Here is a 17861-nt window from a genome sequence, read left to right as displayed (position 1 = left end):
CAGCAACGGTACGCGAGTCACGTCTCACGAGGAGTCAGGCGACGTGGGCGGAGCGCTACGCCGACCGCTCCACCGTCGTGTCCACGTCCTCCAGGAAATCGCCCCACACGATCCACGGCTCGCCGCTCGCGTCGGGGTCCGTCCGCGCATCGAGGGTGTCCGCGATCACGACGGTCACGTTGTCGTTGGTGCCCTCGGCGATCGCGTGGTCCACGAGCATCTGCGCGGCCTCGAGCGGCCGCCCGGCGTTCGCCGCGATCTCGCCGATGCTCGCGTCCGGCACCGACTTCATGAGCCCGTCGCTTGCGAGCACCAGGCGCAGGCCGGGGCGCGCGCGGATCAGCCAGCCGTCGAAGCCCGGACGCCCGTCGCCGATCGCACGGGTCACGAGGTTGCGGTCGGGGTGCCACAGCGCCTGCTCGGGGGTGATGCGCCCCGCGTCGACAAGCTCCTGCACGTGGGAGTGGTCGACGGTGATCTGGTGGGCGTGGGTCCCGTCGATCGCGTACGCGCGGGAGTCGCCGACGTTGATGACGAGCCACCACGGCTCGCCGTCGTACTCGATGGCGATGGCTCCGGTGAGGGTGGACCCGGAATAGCCGCCGGTGGAGCGCGCCACCTCCTCGACCAGCTCGCGCGCGCGGGCGACGGCGTCGGAGACCTCCGCTGGCGTGATCGGGTCGGCGTCCACGAGAGGGCGGAATGCGTCGACCACCGCGGCGGCCGCCTCCGCGCCGCCGGCGTGGCCGCCCATGCCATCGGCGACCACGTGGACGCCGCCCTCGCTGAGGAATGCGTCCTGGTTCTGCGCCCGAGGTCCGATGGCCGTGAACCCGCCCCCGGCACTCCAGCGGGCCATCAGCGCGCGACCTCCTCGGCCAGCACGATGCGCGCGACCAGGTCGCCGAGCAGCAGGTCGCCGTCGACGGCGCTCGCCGACTCCTGCGGCACCTGGCGCTCGGTGCCGTCCACGCGCACATAGGTGCCGTTGGTGGAGCCGAGGTCGCGCGCATGCCAGCGCCCGTCGACCAGGGTGAGCTCGGCATGCACCTTTGACATCGTGCGTGTCTGGTCCTGGATGCCGGTGACTCCCGCGGTGATCCGCGAGGCGGCGCGGCCGATGGTGATGCGCTCGTCGCGCAGTGCGTACCGCACGCCGTCCGCGGTCTCGAGCATCCACGTGGGCCTCCCCCGCTGGACCATCACGGTGTGGTCGTCCGCGTCCTCCGCATCGCCGGTGTCGCGCGGAGTGGGCGCGGTCATGGGTGCCGTGGGCTCGCTGGGAGCCTTCCGCTCGACGGGGGCCCACGGTGACGGCGGTGCGGCTGCGGCAGGGCTGGCCGTCTCGGGGGCCGATGCGCTGGCACGTGCACTGACGCTGACACGGTCACTGGACGGCGGCAGGTGAGGCGGCGGATCGGTATCGGGAGCCGGGCGGGGAGTCGCATCCGCGGAGTGCTGGCCGGGGATCGCGACGTCGCCGGGGACGGCCGATGCGCTGGCTGGTTCCGGCGGGGTCGGGGGCTGCCGCCGCGGCAGGGGCGCGGGAGTCTCGGCGGGTGCTGATGCGCCAACGGGGGAGGCTGGGGTCGCGGGGGGAGGGTCCTCGTGCACGAAGTCCCACGGGTTGGGCTTGGGTCGCGGCGCAGCCGGGTCGGCCGCTGACGGCTCGTGCGAAGGCGCGTGGTGGGCGGGTGCGGGGTCTGCGGGCGTGTGCGCGGACGGCGGGCGGGGTGCTGGCGCCATCCACGGGATCTCCTGCAGCTCAGCCGTGGCCGGGATGGGGGTGTCGAACGGCGACGGCTCGCCGCCCAGGTCGGGTGCCGGCGCGGCCTCGGGGGGCGTGGGCGCCGCGTTCGCGTACGGCGAGACGGGACCGGTGTAGGGCTCGTGCTCCGCATGGCTCGCCGCCTCGGCCTCACGCTCCGAGCGCGTGGACGCGTCGATCGCGGCCTGCGCCTCGCGCCATGCCTCAGACTCGCGCGAATGAGGGTCGCCGCCGCGCGCGCTGTCCGCGGCGGAGCCAGGATCGATGTCCATGACTGCTCCTCCTCCGGCTGTGTTGGCGTCGTCGGCTCGGGCAGCGTCGGGCCAGTCAACCTGTGCCCACAACCCTTGCATAGGTGCGGTGACCGGGTCGGGCTCCTGTGGATCGCTCACGCCGTCGGCGGCAGGAGGCGGCGCCGAGCGCTCGTCGACGACCCGCGCATCGGCCACTCCCACGGCGGGGCCGGGACGGCCGTACCGACCCCAGCCCATGACGGAGGCCCAGATGACGGGGCTGATGGCCGCGAGCCACGACAGCGCCGCGGGCGCGCGCAGGCGCATCTCGATGGTGCCCGCGCCGTAGATCCACAGGATCCAGCCCACCAGCGAGCCGAGCCCATACGCGATTCCGCCTCCCACGAGCAGCAGCCGTGACGCGGCCTCGTCGGCCGTGGTGGAGGCGAGCGCGATGAGCAGTCCGGCTGCGAGCGCGACGAATCCGAGCAGGCCCACGGAACGGGCGACGGCGACCGGAGCAGGGTGCATGCGCGCCGCACGCGCCGCCTCGACCCAGCGCGCGACGGGCACCCATGCGAGGCCGGGCCGTGCGTGAAGCTTGTCCAGCAGCGCGCCGAGCGCGAGCGCCATCCAGATCCAGACGCCCGCGAGCACCACGGCGACGAGGGCGGCGGCGGCCACCACGGGCGCCACTCCAGTCACGATCCCTCACCTCCGTGCGCGTCTGCTCCCGGCGGCGCAGCGCACGCTCGCCCGTGCAGACTCGCCACAGCGTGCCATACGCACGCGTGCCGTGGGGCGACCTCGCGTGTGGAACGCATCACGTGAGCGACCGGCAGCGCCGGGTCAGGTCTCCTCGTAGGCCTCGAGCGGCGGGCACGCGCACACGAGGTTGCGGTCGCCGTGAACGTTGTCGATGCGCGACACGGGCGGCCAGTACTTGTCCTGCCGCAGCCCGGGCACGGGGAACGCGGCCTGCTCGCGCGAATATGCGCGGTCCCAGTCGTCGGCGACCACCGCATCGGCCGTGTGCGGCGCGTGCCGCAGCGCGGTGTCCTCTGCCGCGATCTCGCCGCGCTCGACGGCGGCGATCTCCTCACGGATGGTCAGCAGCGCCTCGATGAGGCGGTCGATCTCGCCCTTGTCCTCGGACTCGGTGGGCTCGATCATGAGGGTCCCGGCGACGGGGAAGCTCATGGTGGGCGCGTGGATGCCGAAGTCGATGAGCCGCTTGGCGATGTCCTCGGCGGTGATGCCGGTGGCCTTGGCCAGCGGCCGGACGTCGATGATGCACTCGTGCGCGACCAGGCCGTGCGGGCCGCGATAGAGGACGGGGAACGCATCCTCGAGGCGAGTCGCCACGTAGTTGGCGGCGAGCACCGCGGTCTGCGTCGCGCGGGTGAGGCCCTCGTGGCCCATGAGGGCGATGTACGCCCAGCTGATGGGCAGGATGCCCGCGGATCCATACGGAGCGGCGCTCACCGGGGCGCCGCGGCGGCGCAATTCGGCAGGGCGCTGGATGGTCTGGCGCAGGGCGGGCAGGTAGGGGACCAGGTGCTCAGCCACCGCGACCGGCCCCACTCCGGGGCCGCCACCGCCGTGCGGGATGCAGAAGGTCTTGTGAAGGTTGAGGTGGCTGACGTCGCCGCCAAAGTGCCCGGGCTTCGCCAGGCCCACGAGCGCGTTGAGGTTCGCGCCGTCGATGTAGACCTGGCCGCCGGCGTCGTGCACGGCCGCGCACACCTCGCCCACGTGCTCCTCGTAGACGCCATGCGTCGAGGGATAGGTGATCATCATGCACGCGACGCGGCCCTCGTGGGCCTCGAGCTTCGCGTTCAGGTCGGCGAGGTCGACCTCGCCGTTCTCGGCGGTCGCGACCACGACCACGCGCAGGCCGGCGAGCGCCGCTGACGCGGCATTCGTGCCGTGCGCCGATGCGGGGATCAGGCACACGTCGCGCTCGGCATGGCCGTTATCGCGGTGGTAGGCGCGGATCGCAAGCAGTCCCGCGTACTCGCCCTGGGCGCCGGAGTTGGGCTGCACGGACACCGCGGCGTAGCCGGTGATGTCCGCGAGCCAGCCCTCGAGCTGGGCGACCATGTCGCGGTAGCCGGCGGTCTGGCTCGACGGCGCGAAGGGGTGGATGCGTGCGAAGCCGGGCCAGCTGATGGGGGCCATCTCGACTGCCGCGTTGAGCTTCATGGTGCACGACCCCAGCGGGATCATGGTCCGATCGAGCGCGAGGTCGCGGTCGGCGAGGCGGCGCATGTACCGCATCAGCGACGTCTCGGAGCGGTACATCGAGAAGATCGGGTGGGTGAGGTACTCGCTCGTGCGGCGCTGCGACCGGGGGATGGCCACGCGCGGCGCGGTGTAGACGGCGTGGCGCTTGGTCGCGGTGACGCACTCGACCAGGACGTCGAGGATGTCGAGGCTCGTGACCTCGTCGCACGCCATCGCGACGTGGTCGTCGTCGACCTTGCGCAGATTGATGCCCTGGGCGTCGGCGCGGGCGATGACGGAGTCCGCTCCTCCGGCCACCTCGGCCACGATGGTGTCGAAGAAGTGCTCGTGCTTGATGGTCACGCCGGCGGCCGCGAGCGCGTCCGCCAGCGTGACAGCGGTCGCGTGCACCTGCTGGGCGATGGCGCGCAGGCCGTCGGGCCCGTGGTGGATCGCGTAGAAACCGGAGATGATCGCGAGCAGAGCCTGCGCGGTGCAGATGTTGGACGTCGCGCGGTCGCGGCGGATGTGCTGCTCGCGGGTCTGCAGCGCGAGGCGGTAGGCGCGGCGGCCGTCGGCGTCCACGCTCACGCCCACCAGGCGGCCGGGCAGCTGGCGCTCGAGGCCCTCGCGCACGGACATGAAGGCGGCGTGGGGGCCGCCGAAGAACAGCGGCACGCCAAAGCGCTGCGCAGAGCCGACCGCGATGTCGGCGCCCACCTCGCCCGGAGCCTTGATCATGGTGAGCGCGAGCAGGTCGCACGCAATGGTGACCTGCGCGCCCACGGCGTGCGCGGCCTCGATGAACGGCTCCGGCTCGCGCAGCACACCGGTCACGCCAGGCTGCTGGATGACCAGGCCCACGAGGTCCTCGGGCGCGGTCCAGTCCTCGCCAAGCTCCTGCACCTCGAGGCGCAGTCCGATCGCCTCCGCGTGCGCCTCGACCACGGCGATGGTCTGCGGCAGGCACTCGGCGTCGAGCACCACGACGCCGCCGTCCTTGCCCTTGACCGCGCGGCGCATGAGCAGCACGGCCTCCGCGACGGCGGTCGCCTCGTCGAGCAGGCTCGCGCCGGCGACCGGCAGCGCCGTGAGGTCGGACACCATGGTCTGGAAGTTCAGCATCGCCTCGAGGCGACCCTGCGAGATCTCCGCCTGGTACGGCGTGTAGGCGGTGTACCAGGCGGGATTCTCGAGCACATTGCGGCGGATCACCATGGGCGTGATGGTGTCGAAGTAGCCCTGGCCGATCATCTGGATGTGCACCTGGTTGCGCTGCGCGAACCTCTGCAGCGCAGCCAGGGTGGCGTGCTCCGTGAGCGGGTCGGGCAGCACCAGGACGTCGTCCTGGCGGATCGACTCCGGGACCGCCTGCTCCGCGAGCACCGCGAGCGACGGCACTCCGATCGCGTCCAGCATCGCCTCGATCCCGGTCTCGTCGGGTCCGATGTGGCGGTCAGCGAAGGAGGTCACCCGCCCATTGTGGCGCATGCGCCCTGGTCTCGATAGGTGAGCCACCCGCGAGTCCGTGGTCATCCCGGGGCAGGACACCGCGCCGCCTCGTGCTGCCCCGCCGGGCACTGTCGTTGTGCCATCCTGTGGCGCAGGAGGTGCGTCCATGGTGGAGCTGATCAGCGTCGTGCTCGGCGCGATCCTGGGCTACGGCGTGGCCAAGACGCACGCGTTCGTCAACGGCGGCGCGATCACGGGCATCGTCGCCGGCGCACTGGGCGGGTGGGCCGGGTCGAGCTGGTTCGACGGGCTCTTCACCGCGGCGCTGTCCCCCAGGCCCGCCGCGGTCGCCGGCGCGGCCGTGGGCGCGATGCTCTTCGCCGTGATCGCCGGCATCGGCGTGGTCCAGCTGCGCGCCTATCTGGCACGCCGGGCCTGAGCCCGGCAAGCGCATCGGCGCTCCGCCATCACCGCTCATGCGCGAGTTGGGCCCAACTCGTTCACCTCACGCGTTGCGTGCGCGAGTTGGGCCCAACTAGCGCACGTACGGGGGTGGTGAGGCGGTCGCTACGCTGACATCGTGAAGCTGTTCGTCCAGATCCCGTGCCTCGACGAGGAGGCCACGCTTGCCACCGTGCTCGCGTCCATCCCGACGCGCATCGACGGCATCGATGAGATCAGGCTCGTCGTGATCGACGATGGGTCGACGGACGCGACAGCCTCCATCGCGCGCGAGCACGGCGCCCACGTGATCCACCACTCCAGGACCATGGGCCTCGCCCAGGCCTTCCGCGACGGCGTGGACTACGCGCTCGCGAACGGTGCGGACATCGTGGTGAACACCGACGGCGACAATCAGTACCCGCAGGAGCGCATCCCGGACCTCATCGCACCGCTGGTGCGCGGCGAGGCCGACATCGCGATCGGCGACCGGCAGACCCACACCATCGAGCACTTCAGCCCCTTCAAGAAGACGATGCAGCGGTTCGGCTCCTGGGTCGTGAACAAGGCGGCGCGGACCCGGCTGCCCGATGCGGCCTCGGGCTTTCGCGCCTACTCCCGCTACGCGCTCTACCGGCTCAACGTCGTCACCCGGTTCAGCTACACCATGGAGACCATCATCCAGGCGGGCGACAAGCGCCTCGCGATCGTGTCGATCCCCGTCGTCACCAATGCGAAGACCCGCGAGTCTCGGCTGTTCACCAACATGTTCGAGCACATGCTCAAGTCCGCCCAAGCCATCATGCGGGCCTCGATCATGTACCGGCCGTGGATGGTGTTCTCGGCGCTCGCGCTCATCTTCGGCGTGATCGGCATGGTGCCGTTCGTGCGGTTCGCACTGCTGCGCGCCACGGGCAACGACGGCAACCACATCCAGTCGCTGATCTTCGGCACGATCATGCTCGTAGGGGCCGGTCTGTCGGTCGCGCTCGGCGTGCTGTCCGACCTCATGAAGACCAACCGCATCCTCACCGAGCAGATGCTCGAGCGCCTCAAGGAGCATCAGTACGGGCCCGCCCCGTCGCCCGCGACACACGCCTCGGCACCGAACACCGCACCCGCCGAGGAAAGCCCAGCACGCGCATCGGCCCCCGCGACGCGGGACAGCGCGTAGCGCCACCGCGGCCCGCCGAACGTCGACGCGAACCGGCGCGACCCCGCCCGCGCATCGGCCCTCCCGGACCCCGCGAGCGCGCACGATGTTTCCGGCAGGTGAAACCCTGACGAACGGCGTTCCGGGGTCGCGCGCGACCGCCTACATTGAGACCGTGAACGACATGACCCCTCCCGTCGCCGCCCCCGAACGCACCGTCGAGAGCTTCACGCGCGCCTTCCTGCGCGAGCTGAACTTCGGCCAGGGCGTGGACCTGGACCGCGCCTCCGACAACGACAAGCACCTCGCCCTCGCGCGCACCGTGCGCCACTACCTGATGACGCGGTGGCTCGAGACACTGCGCAACCAGTATCGCGACCAGGCCAAGACCGTCGCCTACCTGTCCGCGGAGTTCCTGCTGGGACCGCAGCTCGAGAACGCGATGCTCGCGGCCGACCTCGACGACGTGGCACGGGAGTCTCTCGAGGCGCTGGGCCTCGACGTGGCGGAGCTGTGCCGCCTCGAGGTCGAGCCGGGACTCGGCAACGGCGGCCTGGGTCGCCTGGCGGCGTGCTTCATCGACTCGCTCGCGACGCTCGACGTGCCGTCGATCGGCTACGGCATCCGCTACGAGTACGGGATCTTCCGCCAGACCTTCGTCGACGGCAAGCAGGTCGAGAAGCCTGACCAGTGGCTCCAGATGGGATCGCCGTGGGAGCTGCCGCACCCCGAGAACGCGGTCGAGGTGTGGTTCGGGGGTGCGACCTCCGCGCCCGCCGGGGATATCGCGAATGTCGACGGAGCCCGCACCTGGACCCCCGAGTGGCGCGTGAGCGCGGTGCCGTACAACTACATGGTCCCCGGCTACCGCAACGGTCGCGTGAACACCCTGCGGCTGTGGTCAGCGCGGGCGATCGAGGGCTTCAACCTGCAGGAGTTCAACGCGGGCGACTACGTCGAGGCCGTCCGCGCGCGCACCTTCGCGGAGAACATCTCCAAGGTGCTCTACCCCGAGGACTCCACGCCGCAGGGCAAGGAGCTGCGCCTCCAGCAGCAGTACTTCTTCGTCGCCGCCTCGCTGCGCGACTTCATCGAGAACGTGCTGCCCGACGACTTCGACCTCGCCCGCCTGCCCGAGCGCATCACCTGGCAGCTCAACGACACCCACCCCGTCATCGCGGTGCCCGAGCTCATGCGGCTGCTGGTCGACGAGCGCGGCTGGTCATGGGACAGCGCCTGGGCCGTCACCCAGAAGGTGTTCGCGTACACGTGCCACACCCTGCTGCCCGAGGCGCTCGAGGTGTGGTCCGTCGAGCTGCTGGGCCGCTTGCTGCCGCGCCATCTCGAGATCATCTACCGCATCAACGAGGAGTTCATCGAGGAGGTCCGCGCGGCGTTCCCCGGCGACGAGCTGCGCGTGCGCCGCATGTCGATCATCGCCGAGAACCCCGAGCGAGCGGTCCGCATGGCGCACCTTGCCACCGTCGCCGGCTTCCGGGTCAACGGCGTCGCGGCACTGCACTCGCAGCTGCTCGCCGACAAGGTGCTGCACGACTTCGCCGAAATGTGGCCGGACAAGTTCACCAATGTCACCAATGGCGTGACGCCGCGCCGGTTCGTCCGCATGGCCAACCCTGGGCTGTCCGAGCTCGTCACCGAGGCGATCGGCGACGGCTGGGTCACCGATCTCGAGCGACTGCGCGAGCTCGAGCCGCTCGCTGAGGACGCCGAGTTCCGGCGCCGCTTCCGTGAGGTCAAGGCCGCGAACAAGGAGCGGCTCGCGTCGGTGCTGGAGGCGCGCGACGGCATCGCGATCGCCGGTGACGCCATGGTGGACGCGATGGTCAAGCGCCTGCACGAGTACAAGCGCCAGTCGCTCAAGCTGCTGCACATCGTGAGCCTCTATGAGGGCATTCAGTCGGGACGCATCCCGCTCGCCGACGTGACGCCGCGCACGTTCGTGTTCGGCGCCAAGGCCGCGCCGGGGTACGTGCGCGCCAAGGAGACCATCGAGCTCATCAACGCCGTGGGCGCGACCATCAACGCGGACGCCTCTCTCGAGGGCCGCCTCAAGGTCGCCTTCCCCGCCAACTACAACGTGACGCTCGCGGAAACGCTCATCCCGGCCGCCGACCTGTCCGAGCAGATCTCGCTCGCCGGCAAGGAGGCATCCGGCACGGGCAACATGAAGTTCGCCCTCAACGGCGCTCTGACCATCGGCACGGACGATGGCGCGAACGTGGAGATCCGCGAGCTGGTGGGCGACGACCACTTCTTCCTGTTCGGCATGGACGAGCCGGCCGCCGCGGCCCTGCAGGATCGCGGCTACGATCCCGGCGCCGTGTACGAGTCCGACCCGCAGCTCAAGGCCGCGCTCGACCTGATCGCATCGGGTGCCTTCACCGACGGCGACCGCGGCGGCGCCGTGGCCTCGCTGTTCGCCTCGCTCACCGAGCGCGACCGCTTCATGGCACTTGCAGACTTTCGCTCCTACGTGGACGCTCAGGATCGTGTCGAGGAGGCGTATGCGGACTACGAGGCCTGGTCGCGCTCGGCGGTGCTCAACGTCGCCCGCACCGGGTTCTTCAGCTCCGACCGGTCCATCCGCGACTACCTGGGTCGCATCTGGGGCGCGCGGCCCGTCAAGCAGAACGCCTGACCTGCGCCCTGGAAGGTCCTCAGTGCCCGTTCGCTGCCCACAGCGAGCACTGAGGACCTGCTGGGACGCACCCCACAGCGCCGATGCGCGGGCTAGGTTGCGCTGTGTCGCGCCCCTTCACGCACGGCTGGGACGGCGCTAGGGTGGCAGGTGCCAACGCGGGGAGCTCGGGTCAGCCGAGCTGAGAGGACGGCCGTCACGCGCCGTCGACCCGAGAACCTGACCTGGGTAATGCCAGCGTAGGGACGTGCCACGAGGCGCGGGCGTTGAGCACGGTCGCCCCGGCGCCCGCGCATCGGCGTTCCGCAGCGTGGATGTGGTGGGCGCATGCCAGCGCCCCCGCCTGGGCGTGCCGCGCAGTCTGACCTCGGGTCGCGAACCCGAGGAGCCACCGTGATCGCCGAGATCCAAGTCCTGCCCCGCCCCGTCGGAACCCCCGACGACCGCTACGCCCACGTCGACGCCGCCATCGCGGCCATCGCCCAGTCGGGACTCACCTACGAGGTGGGCGGCATGGGCACCACCTTCGAGGGCTCGCCCAACGAGGTGTGGGCCCTGCTGCGCGCCGTCCATGAGGCCACCATCGCCTCAGGCGCCGAGGGCTGCCTGTCCGTCATCAAGGTCTCGGGCGCCGCAGGCGACACCGGGCCGGCGATCCAGGATCTCGTCGGCAAGCACCGGCCGTGAGCACACGCGCCCGCGCCGCGCTCGTGAGCCTCACCACCGTCGCGGTCCTGGTCGCGGCGTGGGAGACCGCCGTGCGGGTGGGCGACGTCGCGCCGTTCATCCTGCCCGCGCCGTCGCAGGTGCTCGTGACTGCCGTCGAGCAGGCGTCGCTGCTGGGACCGCACGTTGCGACGACGTCGCTGGAGGCGGTGCTGGGGCTCGCGCTCGGTGCCGTCGTCGGGTGGTTGCTCGCCGTGCTGACCGCGACGGTGCCGGTCACGGGGCACGCGGCTCATCCGGTGGTGCTCCTGAGCCAGACCGTGCCCACCATCGTGCTCGCCCCGCTGATGACCCTGTGGGCCGGCTTCGGGCTCACGTCGAAGGTGATCCTGGTCGCCCTCACGGTGTTCTTCCCGGTGCTGATCGCTGCGTCCGCGGCGATTCGTGACGTGGACGCCGAGCACGCGGACATGGTCGCAGGACTGGGCGGCACGCGCCGCCACCAGCTGTGGCTCGTGCGCCTTCCGGCGTCCGTGCCGGGTGCGCTGGCCGGGCTGCGCATCGCCGCGACGTACGCGATCGGGGCCGCGGTGGTCTCCGAGTATCTCGCCGGCCAGTCGGGCCTGGGCGTGTACATCCAGCGCTCCCGCAAGGCCTACGCCGTCGACCAGATCTTCGTGGGGATCGCGCTCATCGCGATCCTCTCGGGCCTGATGGTCCTCGCCATCGTCGCGCTGCGACGATCCCTCACCCCCTGGCAGGCCGCCATGGCCGCCGCCTCGACCCCCTGAACGACAGGAGAACCCATGGACACGCACATCCTTGCCGGCGCATCGGCGCTCATCACCACGGCCCTGCTCGCCGGCTGCGCGAGCGACACCGCTGCCGCCGATGACGCCGAGCTCACGCCAGTGACGGTCGTGCTCGACTGGACGCCCAACACCAACCACTCCGGCCTGTATCTCGCGCTTGAGAACGGCTGGTACGAGGAGGCTGGCCTCGACGTGACGGTGCTCGAGCCGGGCGAGACGTCTGGCTCCCAGCTGGTCGCCACCGGACAGGCCGACTTCGCCTACACCGTCGCGGAGGGCCTGCTGCCCGCCCGCGCCGCCGGGGCGGACCTGGTGTCCGTCGCGACCGTGATCGAGCACAACACGTCCTCGCTCCTGTCGCTCGCGACCGACGGCATCGAGCGCCCGCGCGACCTCGAGGGCAAGCGCTACGGGTCGTACGGCTCGCAGCTCGAGACGGCGATCATCTCCGCGCTGGTCGCGTGCGACGGCGGCGACCCCGCGCTCGTGGAGCACACGCCTCTGGTGAGCGACGACTTCCGGATCGGCCTCACGGAGGACCAGTTCGATACCGCGTGGGTGTTCGACGCGTGGGACACGATCCGGTTGGGCTCCGTGGACGGGCTGGACGTGAACACCCTCGCGTTCCGCGACTGGTTCGAGTGCATCCCGGACTGGTACACGCCGCTGCTCGCGACCTCGGCCACCGCGATCGAGGACACCCCCGAGGTGGTCGAGGCGTTCGTGTCGACCACCGCGCGGGGCTACGGCGAGGCGATGGAGGATCCCTCCGCGGCGGCCGACGCGCTGATGGCGGCGGCACCCGAGCTCGACGAGGAGCTCGTGCGGCTGAGCGCCGAGTGGCTCGCCGTCGAGTACGCCGCGTCCTCGGCGGCGTGGGGCGTGCAGGACGCCGCTGTGTGGGACGAGTTCGCGACGTGGCTCGCGGAGGAGGCCATCCTCGAGGGCGACCCGCGCGTCGACGAGGCGTGGACCAACGAATTCCTGCCGGAGTCGTCATGACGAGCTTCGCCACGAGGAGGGCCGATGCGCGGGCTGGCTCCCGCGCATCGGCTGCCGGTGGCGGTGGTGTGGAGATCGCGGGCGACGCCGGGCCGGTGCTGGAGGCCCGGCACCTGAGCGTCGCGTTCCCCGGCACCGGAGCGCGGGGGCGCGGCAGCGGCTCGGTCAAGGTGCTCGACAGCCTGTCGGTCGCCGTCGCACCGGGCGAGTTCGTCGCGGTGCTGGGGCCGTCGGGCTGCGGGAAGTCGACGCTGCTGCGCGCGCTCGGAGGGCTGCTCGATCCCCGTGCCGAAGTGACCGGCGACGGGGTGGTGCCGCGCGACGGCGACGGTCATCGGGCCACCGCATGGATGCCGCAGCGCGACGGGCTGCTGCCTTGGCGTCGGGCGCTGTCGAATGCGATGGTCGGCGCGATCGCGGCGGGTGTGCCCCGCGAGCGCGCGCTGCCGCGAGCGCGGGAGCTGTTCGAGGAGTTCGGGCTGTCGGGCTTCGAGGACGCGTGGCCGCACGAGCTGTCCGGCGGCATGCGGCAACGGCTCGCGCTGCTGCGCACGTGCCTCGCCGAGCGTCCCGTGCTGCTGCTCGATGAGCCCTTCGGGGCACTCGACCCAGTGACGCGCCGGCGGATGAACGCGTGGCTCGCGACCCTGGACCTCGCCGGATCCAGCGATCGGGCAGTCGTGCTGGTGACGCACGACGTCGACGAGGCCATCGCGCTCGCCGACCGGATCGTCGTGATGTCCGAGCGCCCAGGGCGCATCGTCCACGAGGCTCATGCCACCGGCACGGGCCGCTACGACCGCGAGCGCCTGCTGGCAGCCCTCGACGGCTGACGCTCAGCGCTCGGGCTCTCTCGCACGCTCCCTGGCAGGTCCTGAGTGCTCAGACTGAGCGTTTCCGGGCACTGAGGACCTGCTAGGGCGCGTTGGGAGGCGCCGATCCGCGAGCTGGGCTGGCGCGCAGGGCGGGAGTCAGCGGGAGCCGCGGCCCCGCAGCCGGTCCAGCTGCCGCCGCTCGCGCTTGGTAGGCCGGCCGGCGCCCCGGTCGCGCACGCCGATCGCCGCCGGACGCTCCTCGCGGGGCGGGGGCGGCGGCGAGTGGTCGATGTAGGCCTCGGCGGCCACCGCGGCGCCCACGCGCTTGACGAGCAGCTGGCGCACCTCGGCGATGCGCACCTGCGCCGGGCCGTGGGGATGCACGAGGGTCACCTCGACGCGGTCGCCCACGCGTACTGGCGTGGACGGCTTCGCGCGGTCGCCGTTCACCCGCACGTGCCCGGCCTTGCACGCTGCCGTCGCCTGCGAGCGCGTCTTGGACAGGCGCACCGCCCACACCCAGACGTCCGCCCGTGCGCTCGATCGTTCCACCCCGTCAGCCTACGAGGCTCACCGGAGGCGGTGAGCGCCACTCGATCTCGTCCCGTCCCGGCGTGCCTGCCCCGCCCAGGGGACGGCGTCCGCGAACCCGCGTGCGCATCGGCCCTGCGTGCGGGCATAGCCTGAGAGGCATGGAGACTCAGGTGGTGCTCGAGGCGATCGGGTGGATCGGGTCGATCCTGATCGTGTGGTCGCTCATGCAGGCGCGAGTGCTGCGCTTCCGGTGGATGAACCTCGCGGGCGCGGCGACGGCGACGGTGTACAACGCGATCATCGGCGTGTGGCCGTTCGCGTTCATGAACCTCGCGATCACGGTGATCGACATCTACTGGCTGTGGCGGCTCTATCACGAGGCCCACGACGCCGCGATCTACAAGGTGCTCGCGGTCGACGCTGACAACGCGTTCCTGCGCCACGTGCTCGCCGAGCACTCGGAGGACATCGCCGCGCACGAGCCCGCCTTCGACATCGACGCCGATGCGGGCACGGCCTCCGGCGGCACGCGCCACACGTTCCTGGTGGTCCGCGGCGACGAAGCCGTCGGCGTCGTGGCGGTGCGCGACCTGGGCGGCGGCACGGGCCTGGTCGAGCTCGACTGGGTCAAGGAGCGCTTCCGCGACTTCACACCAGGCGAGTTCGTCTACCGCGAGTCGCATGAGCTGTCGCAGGCGGGCTTCGACCGTCTCGAGGTCCAGCCGCACGCGCGCACGGATCGCGACTACCTCGCCCGCGTGGGGTTCGCGCCCGACGGGGACAGGATGGTGCGCGCGGTCGCGGCGTGACAGCGTGGCAGACTCGTGAGGTGAGCCAGACCCGTCACTTCGCCTCCGACAACTACGCCTCGGTCCACCCCGAGGTCCTCGCCGCGATCGCGGCGGCCAACGGAGGGCACGAGCCCGCGTACGGAGCCGATGCGGTCACCGCGGCCTTCGACGAGGCGGTCGCCTCCGTATTCGGGGCCGATGCGCTGGCCTTCCCCGTCTTCAACGGCACCGGAGCGAACGTGGTGTCGCTCATGGCGCTGTCGCCCCGGTGGGGCGGGGTGGTCGCCTCCGAGCACGCCCACATCAACGTGGATGAGAACGGGGCGCCCGAGCGGGTGGGCGGCCTCAAGGTGCTCCCGGTCGCCGCGCCGGACGGCCGGGTGACGCCCGCCTCTCTGTCCAGGTGGCAGGGCGATCTGGGCGACGAGCACCGGGCGCAGCCGCTCGTGCTGTCGGTGACTCAGTCCACGGAGCTGGGGACGGTCTACTCGCTCGACTCGCTCCGCGCCCTCATCGACGCCGCGCACGAAGCCGGGATGCGTGTCCACCTCGACGGCGCGCGCATCGCCAATGCCGCCGCCGCGCTCGGAGTGTCGCTCGCGGAGGCGTGCGGCGGAGCGGACATGGTGTCGCTGGGCGGCACCAAGAACGGCGCCATGGGGGCCGAGGCCGTGGTGGTGCTCGCCGCCGACCTGCGGGAGCGGATGGCAGCGGACCTCCCTCACCTGCGCAAGGCGACCATGCAGCTGGGGTCGAAGATGCGGTACGCCTCCGCGCAGCTCGCCGCGCTGCTGACCTCGGTCGACGATGCCGGCGATCCGCTGTGGCTGCGCAACGCGCGCCACGCGAACGCGATGGCGGCCGAGCTGCGCGCGGAGCTCGAGCCCTTGGCGGCCGCCGGCGCGGTGGCGTTCACGCAGCCCACCGAGGCCAATGCCGTGTTCGTCGAGATGCCGCGCACCTTGGCCGACGAGTTGCGCCAGACGTTCCGCTTCTACGACTGGATGCCGGGCTCGACGCCCGAGACCGTCGAGGTGCGGCTCATGTGCTCGTGGGACACCCAGCCGGGCGATGTCGAGCGGCTCGGCGAGCTCGCCCGTGGCATCGGGGGCGTGCACGACGTGACCAACGGTCCGTAGCGCTGATGGCGCTCGCGTGCCCGTGCGGGTCGGAGGAGACCTACCGCGCCTGCTGCCGCCCCTACCTGATGGGTGAGCGGGAGGCGCCGGACGCATCGGCCCTCATGCGGTCCCGCTACACCGCCTACGTGCGACAGGCCGAGCCCTACCTGCTGCGCACCTGGCACCCCTCGACTCGGCCGGCGGCGCTCGGCCTTGGCGGACGCACGTGGATCGGGCTCGACGTGCGCGACGTCACAGTCGATCCGCGAGATCCCGACCACGCGACGGTCACGTTCACCGCTCAGTGGCGGGACGATGCGGGTTTACCTGGATCGATGCGGGAGACCAGTCGGTTCCTTAAGGAAGCGGGGAACTGGCTCTACGTGGACGGCGAGGTGTCCTGACGGCGCCGGGGCGAAGGTCCCGTCACCTGATGTTCAACTTTCCGTCACAATGGTCGGCGTGACCGAACCAGTCCTCCTCGGCATCGTCATCGCGACGGCTCTCGCCTTCGACTTCACCAACGGGTTCCACGACACCGGCAACGCCATGGCCACGTCCATCGCGACCCGTGCTCTCAAGCCCAAGCAGGCCGTGATCCTCTCGGCCGTGCTCAACATGGTGGGCGCGTTCCTGTCGCTCACCGTGGCCGCGACCATCGCCACGGGCATCGTCGACGCGAACATCGTCACCCTCGAGGTCGTGCTCGCCGGTCTCGCCGGCGGCATCACCTGGAACCTCATCACGTGGCTCTTCGGCATCCCCTCCAGCTCGTCGCACGCGCTCGTGGGCGGCGTCGTCGGTGCGGTGCTCGCCGCGGCCGGCACGTCGGGAGTGCTGTGGACCGGCCTCACGGCGAAGGTGCTCATCCCCGCGCTCGTCGCCCCCGTCGTCGCGATCATCGTCGCCTCGATCGGCACGGCGCTGGTGACGCGCTTCACGAAGGACGTCCCCGAGAAGGACAACGACCGGATGTTCCGGTGGGGCCAGATCGGCTCCGCGTCGCTCGTGTCGCTCGCGCACGGCACCAACGACGCCCAGAAGTCGATGGGCATCATCCTGCTCGCACTCATCGCCGCGGGGGCGGTGCCCGCCGACTCGGGCGTGCCGTTCTGGGTCATCTTCTCGTGCGCGCTCGCGATGGCGCTCGGCACGTACATGGGCGGCTGGCGCGTGATCCGCACGCTCGGCAAGGGCCTGGTCGAGCTGTCGAGCCGCCAGGGCATGGCCGCGGAGACGTCCTCGGCGGCGGTCATCCTGCTGTCGAGCCACTTTGGCTACTCGCTGTCGACCACGCACGTCGCGACGGGATCGATCCTGGGCTCCGGCGTGGGCATGAAGGGCGCCTCGGTGCGCTGGTCCGTCGCGGGCCGGATGTTCGCGGCGTGGCTCATCACGGTGCCGTCGGCGGCGCTCGTCGGAGCGGTGGCGTTCTGGATCGATGACGCGTTCGGGGGCGGCACGCTCGGCTCGTACGTGGTGTTCGGCCTGCTCGTGCTCGTGTCGGGCCTCATCTACCTGGCGTCGCGGCGCAAGCCCGTCAACCACGCGAACGTCAACGACGAGTGGGACCCGGTGGAGGACAAGGAGGCCTACATCGCCGAGTCCGTGTCGGTGCACCGTCCCGAGAAGATGAAGGTCAAGCGCAAAGAGCTCAAGCGCTCCAAGCGTCGCGCGGCCAAGCGCGAGGCGGCCGAGCTGGCGAGGCTCGAGGAGCAGGCGCGGCTCGAGGCGGAGCGCTCCCTCCACGAGCCGCTCGAGCCGGAGGGCCAGCGAGCGCCCCGCAAGGACTCCGGGAGGTAAGGACTCATGAACGAGTACATCGAGTGGGGCGCTCTCGCCAACGTCCTCATCGTCGGGATCCTCGTGGGGGCGGGCCTGCCCGCGCTGTTCGCCCTCGGAGTGCGCATTCTCGCCGCGCCCGGAGCGCGCAACGAGGCCGGCAAGGTGTCGACCGCTCGCCTCGTGGGCGCGTGGGCGTGCTTCGGAGTGGTGATCGCCGCCGTCGCCGGAGCCATCTACTTCCTCGCGTCGGGTGGCCACTAGCCCCGCCTCCCCCTGTCGCATTCATGCGCGAATTGGGCCCCACTGGTGCGCCTACGCGCTGAGATGAGCGAATGGGGCCCAACTCGCGCACGAGGGGCGTGGGTCGATGAGGTGAGCCGTTGGCGGGATTTCGCGCGCGGAG

Annotated in this window: 16 protein-coding genes and 1 riboswitch; of the genes, 12 read left to right on the top strand and 4 right to left on the bottom strand. The window is 71.3% G+C overall.

Annotated features, from left to right (window positions below):
* Positions 1 to 55: 55 nt before the first annotated feature.
* The 3 genes from B7K22_RS06125 to gcvP form a co-directional block, all read right to left on the bottom strand.
* Positions 56 to 859, bottom strand: coding sequence for a PP2C family serine/threonine-protein phosphatase (locus B7K22_RS06125; protein WP_084039074.1), 804 nt, complete (start codon positions 857 to 859; stop codon positions 56 to 58).
* Positions 859 to 2706, bottom strand: coding sequence for an FHA domain-containing protein (locus B7K22_RS06120; RefSeq protein ID WP_144276263.1), 1848 nt, complete (start codon positions 2704 to 2706; stop codon positions 859 to 861). Before B7K22_RS06120 ends, B7K22_RS06125 begins: the two co-directional genes overlap by 1 nt.
* A 144-nt stretch (positions 2707 to 2850) precedes the next feature.
* On the bottom strand, positions 2851 to 5718 hold the full coding sequence (gene gcvP / locus B7K22_RS06115) for an aminomethyl-transferring glycine dehydrogenase (protein WP_084039072.1): 2868 nt from the start codon (positions 5716 to 5718) through the stop codon (positions 2851 to 2853).
* Positions 5719 to 5845: 127 nt separating this feature from the next.
* On the opposite strand from gcvP, the gene B7K22_RS06110 reads away from it, so the two are divergent.
* The 7 genes from B7K22_RS06110 (at position 5846) to B7K22_RS06080 (ending at position 13245) form a co-directional block, all read left to right on the top strand.
* Complete coding sequence (locus B7K22_RS06110) at positions 5846 to 6118, top strand: hypothetical protein (RefSeq protein ID WP_084039071.1); 273 nt, start codon at positions 5846 to 5848, stop codon at positions 6116 to 6118.
* Between the two features lie 141 nt (positions 6119 to 6259).
* Entirely contained in the window at positions 6260 to 7294 is a 1035-nt protein-coding gene (locus tag B7K22_RS06105) for a glycosyltransferase family 2 protein (RefSeq protein WP_084039070.1), read from the top strand.
* A 163-nt stretch (positions 7295 to 7457) separates the two neighbouring features.
* Positions 7458 to 9932: a glycogen/starch/alpha-glucan phosphorylase gene (locus B7K22_RS06100; protein ID WP_084039832.1), complete on the top strand. Its 2475-nt coding sequence runs from the start codon at positions 7458 to 7460 to the stop codon at positions 9930 to 9932.
* A 156-nt stretch (positions 9933 to 10088) separates the two neighbouring features.
* A riboswitch (TPP riboswitch) is annotated at positions 10089 to 10181 on the top strand.
* Positions 10182 to 10325: 144 nt separating this feature from the next.
* Entirely contained in the window at positions 10326 to 10619 is a 294-nt protein-coding gene (locus B7K22_RS06095) for a thiamine-binding protein (protein WP_084039069.1), read from the top strand.
* On the top strand, positions 10616 to 11389 hold the full coding sequence (locus B7K22_RS06090) for an ABC transporter permease (protein WP_084039068.1): 774 nt from the start codon (positions 10616 to 10618) through the stop codon (positions 11387 to 11389). The genes B7K22_RS06095 and B7K22_RS06090 overlap by 4 nt, the downstream gene beginning before the upstream one ends.
* A gap of 15 nt (positions 11390 to 11404) precedes the next feature.
* The gene (locus tag B7K22_RS06085; protein ID WP_084039067.1) at positions 11405 to 12412 is read left to right on the top strand and encodes an ABC transporter substrate-binding protein; all 1008 of its coding nucleotides are present in this window, start codon (positions 11405 to 11407) and stop codon (positions 12410 to 12412) included.
* Positions 12409 to 13245 carry an ABC transporter ATP-binding protein gene (locus B7K22_RS06080; RefSeq protein WP_084039066.1) on the top strand — a complete coding sequence of 279 codons (837 nt, stop codon included), beginning with the start codon at positions 12409 to 12411 and terminating at the stop codon, positions 13243 to 13245. Before B7K22_RS06085 ends, B7K22_RS06080 begins: the two co-directional genes overlap by 4 nt.
* A gap of 138 nt (positions 13246 to 13383) precedes the next feature.
* Here the strand turns inward: B7K22_RS06080 and B7K22_RS06075 are convergent, their stop codons facing one another.
* Positions 13384 to 13779, bottom strand: a complete 396-nt coding sequence (locus B7K22_RS06075; RefSeq protein WP_084039065.1) for an RNA-binding S4 domain-containing protein — start codon at positions 13777 to 13779, stop codon at positions 13384 to 13386.
* A gap of 140 nt (positions 13780 to 13919) precedes the next feature.
* On the opposite strand from B7K22_RS06075, the gene B7K22_RS06070 reads away from it, so the two are divergent.
* Genes B7K22_RS06070 through B7K22_RS06050 form a run of 5 tightly spaced genes read left to right on the top strand, consistent with a single transcriptional unit; the run spans position 13920 to position 17719 of the window.
* Positions 13920 to 14570 (top strand): hypothetical protein, encoded by a 651-nt coding sequence (locus B7K22_RS06070; RefSeq protein WP_084039064.1) that lies wholly within the window; start codon positions 13920 to 13922, stop codon positions 14568 to 14570.
* A 20-nt stretch (positions 14571 to 14590) separates the two neighbouring features.
* A complete protein-coding gene (locus tag B7K22_RS06065) occupies positions 14591 to 15691 on the top strand; it encodes a low specificity L-threonine aldolase (protein WP_084039830.1) in 1101 nt (366 codons plus the stop codon).
* 5 nt (positions 15692 to 15696) lie between these two features.
* The gene (locus B7K22_RS06060) at positions 15697 to 16077 is read left to right on the top strand and encodes a YchJ family protein (protein ID WP_084039063.1); all 381 of its coding nucleotides are present in this window, start codon (positions 15697 to 15699) and stop codon (positions 16075 to 16077) included.
* A gap of 49 nt (positions 16078 to 16126) precedes the next feature.
* Positions 16127 to 17476 carry an inorganic phosphate transporter gene (locus tag B7K22_RS06055; protein ID WP_084039062.1) on the top strand — a complete coding sequence of 450 codons (1350 nt, stop codon included), beginning with the start codon at positions 16127 to 16129 and terminating at the stop codon, positions 17474 to 17476.
* A gap of 6 nt (positions 17477 to 17482) precedes the next feature.
* A complete protein-coding gene (locus B7K22_RS06050) occupies positions 17483 to 17719 on the top strand; it encodes a hypothetical protein (protein ID WP_084039061.1) in 237 nt (78 codons plus the stop codon).
* Positions 17720 to 17861: the final 142 nt, after the last annotated feature.

Source organism: Demequina sp. NBRC 110053 (genome assembly GCF_002090095.1).
In the GTDB taxonomy this organism is placed as follows: domain Bacteria; phylum Actinomycetota; class Actinomycetes; order Actinomycetales; family Demequinaceae; genus Demequina.
Note: the sequence above shows the minus strand (reverse complement) of the source record. Positions and strands in the feature narration are given on the sequence as shown.